The organism is Cyanobium usitatum str. Tous (assembly GCF_003011885.1).
GTDB classification, from domain to species: Bacteria; Cyanobacteriota; Cyanobacteriia; order PCC-6307; family Cyanobiaceae; genus Cyanobium_A; species Cyanobium_A usitatum.
In genome coordinates, this window is sequence record NZ_PXXO01000009.1 from 97,491 (window position 1) to 106,163 (window position 8,673).

Annotated in this window: 8 protein-coding genes; 3 read left to right on the plus strand and 5 right to left on the minus strand. The window is 64.4% G+C overall.

Annotated features, from left to right (window positions below; translation table 11 throughout):
• Nucleotides 1–103 precede the first annotated feature (103 nt).
• The 3 genes from C7K55_RS09230 to C7K55_RS09240 are packed head-to-tail and all read right to left on the minus strand — an operon-like array spanning nt 104 to nt 3,465.
• Nucleotides 104–2,755, minus strand: a complete 2,652-nt coding sequence (locus tag C7K55_RS09230; RefSeq protein WP_106632427.1) for a TIGR03960 family B12-binding radical SAM protein — start codon at nt 2,753–2,755, stop codon at nt 104–106.
• 45 nt (nt 2,756–2,800) lie between these two features.
• Nucleotides 2,801–3,205: a type II toxin-antitoxin system VapC family toxin gene (locus tag C7K55_RS09235; RefSeq protein WP_106632428.1), complete on the minus strand. Its 405-nt coding sequence runs from the start codon at nt 3,203–3,205 to the stop codon at nt 2,801–2,803.
• Complete coding sequence (locus C7K55_RS09240; protein ID WP_206603499.1) at nt 3,202–3,465, minus strand: AbrB/MazE/SpoVT family DNA-binding domain-containing protein; 264 nt, start codon at nt 3,463–3,465, stop codon at nt 3,202–3,204. The genes C7K55_RS09235 and C7K55_RS09240 overlap by 4 nt, the downstream gene beginning before the upstream one ends.
• Nucleotides 3,466–3,554: 89 nt before the next feature.
• On the opposite strand from C7K55_RS09240, the gene C7K55_RS09245 reads away from it, so the two are divergent.
• From C7K55_RS09245 to C7K55_RS09255, 3 genes are read left to right on the plus strand one after another with little or no spacing between them, the layout of a single operon-like run.
• Nucleotides 3,555–4,781 carry an LL-diaminopimelate aminotransferase gene (locus C7K55_RS09245; protein ID WP_106632430.1) on the plus strand — a complete coding sequence of 409 codons (1,227 nt, stop codon included), beginning with the start codon at nt 3,555–3,557 and terminating at the stop codon, nt 4,779–4,781.
• A 14-nt stretch (nt 4,782–4,795) separates the two neighbouring features.
• Nucleotides 4,796–5,137 (plus strand): ATP-dependent Clp protease adapter ClpS, encoded by a 342-nt coding sequence (gene clpS / locus C7K55_RS09250; RefSeq protein WP_420912803.1) that lies wholly within the window; start codon nt 4,796–4,798, stop codon nt 5,135–5,137.
• Nucleotides 5,137–5,991 carry a CPBP family intramembrane glutamic endopeptidase gene (locus tag C7K55_RS09255; RefSeq protein WP_106632432.1) on the plus strand — a complete coding sequence of 285 codons (855 nt, stop codon included), beginning with the start codon at nt 5,137–5,139 and terminating at the stop codon, nt 5,989–5,991. The genes clpS and C7K55_RS09255 overlap by 1 nt, the downstream gene beginning before the upstream one ends.
• Here the strand turns inward: C7K55_RS09255 and C7K55_RS09260 are convergent.
• Together C7K55_RS09260 and cofG are read right to left on the minus strand one after the other, a co-directional pair.
• A complete protein-coding gene (locus C7K55_RS09260) occupies nt 5,975–7,555 on the minus strand; it encodes a photosystem II high light acclimation radical SAM protein (protein ID WP_396094835.1) in 1,581 nt (526 codons plus the stop codon). The two genes, C7K55_RS09255 and C7K55_RS09260, sit on opposite strands and share 17 nt — an antisense overlap.
• Nucleotides 7,552–8,568 carry a 7,8-didemethyl-8-hydroxy-5-deazariboflavin synthase subunit CofG gene (gene cofG / locus C7K55_RS09265; protein ID WP_106632434.1) on the minus strand — a complete coding sequence of 339 codons (1,017 nt, stop codon included), beginning with the start codon at nt 8,566–8,568 and terminating at the stop codon, nt 7,552–7,554. Before cofG ends, C7K55_RS09260 begins: the two co-directional genes overlap by 4 nt.
• Between the last annotated feature and the right edge of the window lie 105 nt (nt 8,569–8,673).

Consider the following 8,673-nt stretch of genomic DNA (forward strand, 5'->3'; position numbering starts at 1 on the left):
CAGAGGTGTCCTGGGGCGGTTAGACCAGCGAATCTGGCTACCGGCAACCGCTGGAACTCGATCAATAAACCGAGTCCAATCGGCTATTCGCCTTCGTGGAAAATTAGCACGGCTTGAGCACCAAATCCTTCCGCCGCAAGTCACTCAGGGCAAGGGATTGACCGAGCCGTTCAGCGAGCCAGTGCTGCACCTGCTCAGGGCGGAGACTGCGGCCAGCAGCATCGATCGCAGCCCAAAGGGTGCACAGCAAGGAACCATCCGACTGCGGCTCCGCCCATTGCAAATCGAGCAGAAACGGCCGGCAATCCCGGCTGCGGGGGCGACCCTTTTTATCTGTGTCGTTCCACATCAGCGTCTCGGCGGCGAGCAGGCTGGCGCGGGCCTGCTGCCATTGCTCCGAGGTAGGCGGTGCCCCGGCTTGGGGCTGCAAAACAAACTGCCAATGGGCTGAGGCCAGCTCTTGGGAAAGGCTGACGCCAAACACCTCAACCCGAATAGCCGAGAGCAGCTGGAAGCCAGGTGGAAGCTCACGCTGCAATCGAGAGCGCACCAGGCCTGGATCCACCTGTTCGGTGAACTCCAAATCCAGCCACTCGCCGCTGCCCTCTACCCCTAATGGCAGCGGCAGGGCTAGCTGCAGGCGAGGCAGAGGATGGAAGCCACCGGTGAAACTCACCGGCAAGCCGGAGCGGCGCAGGGCCCGCTCCAGCATCCGCAAGGTGTCTAGATGGCTAATCAAAGCCAGGGAGCCAGTTTTGGCAAAGCCAATGCGGAGCCGGTCGACCCGGTCGCTGGCAGGGGCCCGCTGGGGAAGAGCCGCCGGAATGGCAGGCGGCGGAATCACCACGTTGTGGCCAAGCTCCGGGCCGCACACGCCACAGCTACTGCAACCTTCAAAGGAGCAATCGGGCACCACAGTGGCGGCCAAGGCGCGCTGCAGGTCCTCGGCCAGCCAGCGCTTATCTAGGCCAGAATCGATATGGTCCCAAGGCAGGCTCTGGCGGCAGAAGGCCTCCAAATCCGCAGTCTCCATAGCCTCAGCCGCACTCCAGGCGCCTAGCTCCAGCTGGCGGTAGCGGCCACCCAGTCCCGCCGCCTCGATCGCGCCGGTCCAGGCGGCGTAGCTGCGCTCGGCCGACTCAAACCAGGCATCCAATCCCGCCCCGGCACGCCAGGCCGCCTCAATCACCGCTGAGAGGCGACGGTCGCCGCGGCCGACAAAGTCCTCCACCGCGGAAAGGCGCACATCACTGAAATTAGTTTTGAGGCCCCGCAACTGGCGCAGGGCTCGGCGCAACAGCTCCTGACGCCGCCGAAATTCATCGGTGCTGACGCTGTGCCACTGGAATGGCGTGTGGGGCTTGGGCGTGAAATTACTGATCGTGAGGTTGAGCTCCAGCCGGCCGAGATCGGAGCACTGCCCTTGCAGGGCCTGGCAGGTATCGGCGATGCCGAGCACGTCGGCGTCAGTTTCACCCGGCAGACCGATCATGAAATAGAGCTTCAACTTGCGATAGCCGTTCTCCATCGCCGTACGCACGCCGGCCAGCAGCTCTGCGTCGGTGAGCCCCTTATTGACGATGTCGCGCAGACGCTGGCTGCCAGCCTCCGGCGCAAAGGTGAGGCCCGCCTTGCGGGTACCGCCCAGGATGTGGGCGATGTTTTGATCAAAACGATCCACTCGCTGGCTAGGCAGGGTGAGGCTGACGTTTTTGTCAGCCAGGCGATTGCGCAGCTCCACCCCCACCGCAGGCAGAGCCAGATAATCCGAGCAGCTCAGCGAAAGCAGCGAGAAATCGCTGTAGCCGGTGCGGCCCATGCCCTCCTCAACGGCTTCAATGACCGCTTCTGGCTCCACATCGCGGGCAGGCCGAGTCAGCATCCCCGGCTGACAGAAACGGCAACCGCGGGTGCAGCCGCGGCGAATTTCCACCGTGAGCCTGTCGTGCACGGTTTCGATATGGGGCACCAACCCCATGGCGTAGTGGGGCATCGGCGTGGCCGTTCGCCGCTGAACCCGAGCAGGAACGCCTGGTTCGAGCGGCTCGATGCACACCCCATCGACGCCGGGGCCATATAACGAGGGTACGTACACGCCAGGCACCTGAGCCAGATCGCGCAGCAGCTGCCGGCGCGTATGGCCGGCTGCGCGAGCCTCAGCGACCACCAGGCCGATCTCAGGCAGCAGCTCCTCGCCATCGCCGAGGGCCACGAAGTCGAAGAAGGCAGCAAAGGGCTCCGGGTTGCTGGTGGCGGTGGGGCCGCCGGCAAAGATCAGCGGTGGCGCATCCGGGTGAGCCAGGGGTAGGTCGCCCCGCTCAGCAGCCCGAATCGGAATGCCGGCCAGCTCCAGCATCTCAAGGATGTTGGTGCCACCCAGTTCGTAGCTGAGCGAGAAGCCCAGGATGTCGAAGGCGGCCAGGGGCCGCCGGCTCTCGACCGCAAAAAGGGGCGCGCCGCGCTCGCGCAGGCGTGCCGCCAGATCAGGAGCAGGCAGGTAGCTGCGATCGCACAGCTGGCCGGGAACGGCGTTGAGGATTGAATAGAGAATGATGTGGCCGCTGTTGCTTGCCCCCACCTCGTAGACCTCGGGGTAGGTGAGCGCCCAACGCACCCCTACCGCCTGCCAATCGGCCTCCCAGTCGCGCGGCTTCACCCCCAGCTCATTGCCCAGGTAGCGGGCGGGCTTGCTGATGCCCAGATCAACCAGGGCGTCAAAGTCGACCGGCGCATCAGCCGAGGTGGCAACGGTCACGGGCACGGCGGCTGGAAGCTGAGTTGATCGTATGCAGCACCGGGCTCAGAGCTGCTGCACCGCCGGCGTGAGCGCCAGCTCGCCAGCCTTGCGCACGAAAGCTCTATCGAAGCTGACCAGAGCCGCGCAGCCCTCACTGCGCAGCAGATGCAGGGCATCGGCGAAATCCAGGCCCTTGGCATAGGCCTCGAGGGCCTGCAACACCTGCTCCTCCTGCTCCAGATGCAGTTGGCGGATCGCGTTCAAGCCACGGAAGGCCCGAATGATCGCCTCCCGGGGCAATTGATAAGCGCCGCGCAGGACCCATTCCAGCTCCAGCACCACGGTGATCGGCACGAAACAGGCTGAGCTGTCGTCGATCAGATCGGCCACGCGGCGGGCCTGCTCCGGGTCGTCATTGGTGAGTAAGCGCACCAGCAGGTTGGTGTCAAGAGCCACCGGCAAGGTCATGGCGTTCCCTTGGAGACATAGAGCGCCGGGTCCATACGCTCAAGCGGCACAGGCTCACCCTCATAGTGAGCTGCACCAATCAATGCATGAGCACTGGCGGCATTGGCCGCCCCCTGGGGGGCCAGATGCAGGCCATCGGGCTCAAGGTTCAGGGCCAGGCGATCGCCGGCGCGTAGCCCGAGCAACTGGCGCAGCCGGGCTGGAATCACCAGCTGGCCCTTGGAGGAGAGGGTGAGCAGAGCATCCATCCGAGCATCCACAGGCCTGCTTACCAGCGTAAGCCAAATCTGCCGCATAGGACAATCGCCCCATCACTCACCGGGCCCGGCGGCGGCCCACCCCGCGCACCATGGCCCAGGTCAACGGCAACTACCTCAAGCTCAAGGCTGGCTACCTGTTTCCGGAGATCGCCCGGCGGGTGAAGGCCTTCAGTGAGGCCAATCCCGAGGCGCAGATCATCCGCCTCGGCATCGGCGACGTCACCGAGCCGCTCCCTGAGGCCTGCCGCACCGCCATGAAGGGCGCCATCGACGAGATGGGCACCCGTGAGGGCTTCCATGGCTACGGTCCTGAGCAGGGCTACCTATGGCTGCGGGAAAAAATCGCCGCCAGCGATTTCCAGGCCCGCGGCTGCCAGGTGAGCGCCGAGGAGATCTTCGTCTCCGACGGCTCGAAATGCGACAGCAGCAACATCCTCGACATCCTCGGCGAGGGCAACCGCATCGCCGTGACAGACCCGGTTTACCCGGTTTATGTGGACAGCAATGTGATGGCAGGGCGCACCGGCGACGCCGACGATGCGGGGCGCTATGGCGGCCTCACCTACCTGCCGATCACCGCTGCCAACGGCTTCACCGCCGAGATCCCAACTGAAAAGGTGGATCTGATTTACCTGTGCTTTCCCAATAACCCCACTGGCGCTGTGGCCACCAAGGCGCAGCTGCAGGCCTGGGTCGATTACGCCCGCGCCAACGATGCCCTGATCCTGTTTGACGCCGCCTACGAGGCCTTCATCCAGGACCCCGAACTACCCCACTCGATCTACGAGATCGAAGGCGCCCGCGAGTGCGCCATTGAGTTTCGCTCCTTTTCCAAAAACGCCGGCTTCACCGGCACCCGCTGCGCTCTCACCGTGGTGCCCCGCGGCCTGATGGGCACTGCCGCCAATGGCGAACGGGTGGAGCTTTGGGCCCTGTGGAACAGGCGCCAGTGCACCAAATTCAACGGCGTCAGCTACATCGTGCAGCGCGGCGCCGAGGCGGTGTATTCGGTCGAGGGGCAGGCCCAAGTGCAGGCTCTGGTTGCCTTTTACATGCAAAACGCGGCGATCATCCGCCGCGAGCTAACGGCCGCCGGTATCCAGGTGTATGGCGGCGAGCAGGCCCCCTACGTGTGGCTGAAAACCCCCGAAAACATGGATTCCTGGGGCTTCTTCGACCACCTGCTCGGCAAAGCCCACGTAGTGGGCACCCCCGGCAGCGGCTTCGGCGCCGCAGGAGAGGGCTACTTCCGCCTTTCGGCCTTCAACAGCCGCGAGAACGTGCAGGAAGCCATGGGGCGCATCCGGGCCCTTTAATAGGGCGAAACGTCATGTCTGTTGCCATGACTCCTATGCCAATCGCCACCCAGAGTCCCAGCCGCGAGAGCGGCGGGGCAGCCGTGATGGAGAAGGCCCCGGAGAGGGTGCGCAAGCCATCGCCCCGCTACAAGGTGCTGCTGCACAACGATCCCGTCAACTCGATGGAATACGTGGTGACCACCCTGCGCCAAGTGGTGCCCTCGCTCAGTGAGCAGGACGCGATTGCCGTAATGCTTGAGGCCCACAACACCGGCGTAGGACTGGTGATCGTCTGCGATCTAGAGCCCGCTGAGTTTTATTGCGAAACCCTTAAGGGCAAGGGCCTGAGCAGCAGCCTCGAGCCCGAAAGCTGATGGAGCCGCCTGCTGCGGCAGCTAACGCGGCAGTGCGACCGCACTGGTGGGGCACCTTGTTGTACGTGCCCTTGCTCTACCTAATGGGTTGGCTGGTGGCCCGGCCTCTTGCCCTCCTAGCCCCCAACTGGCGCTCCGACCAGGTGGATCTGGCGGGACTGGTGGTGGCCCTGGTTTTGTTGCTTGCCAGCCTGCCTTTGAGGCTGAGGCGAGTTTGGCAGGAGTCCAATCCCTGGCTGCGCCTGGGATTGGCTGTGCCAGGTGCCCTTGCCCTACGCAGCGGCGTGCGGGGGCTGCTGAAGGCACTGCTCTTGCTAGCCCTAGTTGCCGAGGGGTTAGTGATCGCGGGCCAAGCCCAATGGCTTGGGGAGCTCAATGGAGCCCTGCTGCTCAACGGCCTGCTGCTGCTGGCGGGGGTGGGATTTGCCGAAGAGCTGCTATTTCGCGGCTGGCTATGGGGTGAACTGGAGTTCCAGCTGGGGGCACGCCGGGCGCTGGTGGTGCAGGCGCTGATCTTTGCCCTGCTGCACCCCTGGTATCGGGCCCCTGAGCTCGAGGCCTTGGGGCTGCTGGGGGGTCTAATTCTGTTGGGTCTGGTGCTGGCTCTGCAGCGGCGAGCCGACGCAGGCTCCCTATGGGGAGCAATTGGCCTGCATGGCGGCCTGGTGGGGGGTTGGTTTCTAGTGCAGAAGGGCCTGCTGCAGATTTCCCCAGCAGCGCCTGGCTGGCTGGTGGGGCCCGGTGGCGCCGACATCAACCCGATCGGCGGACTGATTGGCTGGGTAGGCCTAGGCGCCCTGCTCTGGATTCGCCGCCGCTGGTGGAGCAAAGACGGGGCTAGCGGGTCGCCGTAGCCAGGGCTTTGCGCCCCTCCACTGGAGCATGTAGGGCCTCTTCCAGTGGGGCGAGGCCGTAATCACGTTCAAGCAGGTCCATCACCGTGCGGCCGAAATCACCGGGGTTGCGCTCGAAGGCCTCGAGGCAGATGCGGCCGAAGGTGCTGCCCATCGGCTCAGGGTTCCAGAGCAGCTGGCGAGCAGTCCAAGGCAGCATGCTCATCGGGTTGTAGCCAGGCTTGATCAGGCCCTGATCAAAGCCGTATTGCTCCAGGTGGGTGTGGGGCTGCAGGCCGATGAAAAAGATCGCCGGCTCGACTTTGTCGGCACCGAAGATGCGCTCGAGCTCGCGGTGATAGGCCACGGTCTGGCGGATCGTCTCTGGCCGCTCGTCGATCACGTTGAACGAATAGTTCACCGACACGTGCTCGCGGAAGCCGGCCCGAGCCAGCAGGCGGCAGTTCTCGAGCACGGTGCGCAGGTTGTAGCCCATGCGCATCTTGCGCACGAGCTCCTGGGAGCCCGAGGTGATGCCGATCTCGAAGTAATCCATGCCGGTGGCCACCATCAGCTCAGCCAGCTCGGCGTCGAGGTTGTCGGCGCGGATATAGGCGGCCCAGCGGATATCGCTCCAACCCTGGGCCTGAATCGCCCGCAACAACTGCTTGGCGTCGTCGATGTAGCGCCGGGCCGGGATGAACTGGGCATCGGTGAACCAAAAACCTCTCACGCCCTTGGCGTAGAGCTGGCCCATCTCAGCGATCACCTCCTCCACAGGATTGACGCGCACCGCCTTGCCCTCCACCACGGTGTACACGCAGTAGCAGCAGTTGTGGGGGCAGCCGCGCTTGGTCTGGACGCCCACGTAGAAGTCACCGCCGTCGAGATACCAGTCGAGCTGGGGCCAAATCTCGGCGATGTAGGCGTAGTTGCAGGCGGTCTTATCCATGCCCGCCGGTTGTTCGTGGATCAGCCCGACCCGGGGTGCCTCACCCGCCAAAAAGCAGCGCTCCCCAGCCAGGGATTCACCGCGAATCAGCTTCTCCAGCAGGGGCTCCCCCTCTCCCACCGACACAACCGTGCCCTTGGGCAGCTTGCGGCCCAGCTGCTCATAAAACACACTCACCGCACCCCCTCCCAGCACAGCGGTGGCCTGGGGCTCGAAGCGGCGGGCCCGGCGCAGACCGCGGCGCACCAACCGCAAATTGCGCCATAGCTCACCGTAAAAGGAAGCCATCAACCCCAGGCCACCCAAGGCCCCGCGCAGACGCCGCAAGGGGTTGCGGGCATAAAACACCTCAAAGGAATTCTGCAGGGGATTGCCGCCACGACCATCCACGGGCGCATAAATCTGGATGTCGCGCCAAGAGAACACCAGCAGGGTGGGCCTAAATGCCTCAACTGCCCGCAGCAGCACCTGCTCCACATCAAGCAGGGGCACTGCCGCCAGATCAAGAATCTGCTGAGGCAGCTGCGGGAACTGCTTATGCAGGTGATCAGCCAGGTAGATCGGGCCGATCGGAAAAATTGGATTGCAGGGAAGCCGCACCAGCAGCACCCGTTGGTCGCTCGCGGCGCTCACGGCCATGGACTTCTGAGTCCGGAAGGTTTGGACGCTAACAACCTTGATTCGGCGCGGAGAGCCTGGCGCTGCATAGCGAGCGGCAAACAGCGGCGCCAGGCTTGATGCACGCACAGCCGGGGAGTCAGCTCATAGCCAGCCTGGGCAAGCACTTCTGCCAACTGACCTGGCGTGGGCTGGGGATAGGCGCGGTTGATCACATCACTGCTGTCGATGCCGCCGAGATCATCGATGCCCGCCGCCAGGGCAGCAGGTAGCTCTTGCAAGGGCCAAAGATTCGGTGGCAACTGCAGGTGCACTTCCGGCGGCAGGATTGACCGGGCAGCGGCAATGGTGCCAAGCAGGTCGGCCTGCTCAGTGGCATTGAGCAACAGCGCAGCATCGGCATCGGGTCGAAAGGGCTGGAGGATCACCTCCTGCAAGTGACCCCAGCGGCGCTGCAGCTGGGCCAGCAACTCCAGGGCCGCGAGCCTGTCGGCCTCGGACTCCCCCACGCCCAGCAACAGCCCCGTGGTGAAGGGGATCCCTAAACGACCAGCCTGCTCCAACTGGCCGAGCCGCACCGCCAACCGCTTGCTCGGAGATTGGCGATGCAGGGCGTCGTAGGCCGGGCCGAGCCCTTCCAGCATCAACCCCATGGAGCCATTAAACCGGCCTAGGGAGGCCATCTCAGCGATGGAGAGGGGGCCCGCGTTTGTGTGCGGCAGCCGGCCTTCTGTCCAGGCCAGACGGCTAAGAGCCAGCAGACGACTGAACCAGGCGCGGCGCTGGGGGGAGCCGGGCGGCACCTCGCCGCTTAGCAACAGCACCTCCGCAGCCCAAGGGCGCAGCCTCAATGCCGCTTGCGCCTGGGGATCACTGAGCCCATCAGCTAGCGGATCTAAGCCATCTGGAGGCCGCCGAAAGCTGCAATAGCCGCAGGAATTAAAACAAAAGCGGGTGGGTACGAGGGTGACGCTGGGGCTCCAGGTGATCGGCCACTCCCCGACATAAGCGCTACTTATGCGATGCATCAGCAGGGCTTTGGCGCCTCCCCGACCTGCCTTCTCACTAATCCCGCAATCTTCCGTTACAGTCCTGTTACGCAATGTTCTTGCGCTCGACGGGATTCCGTCTGG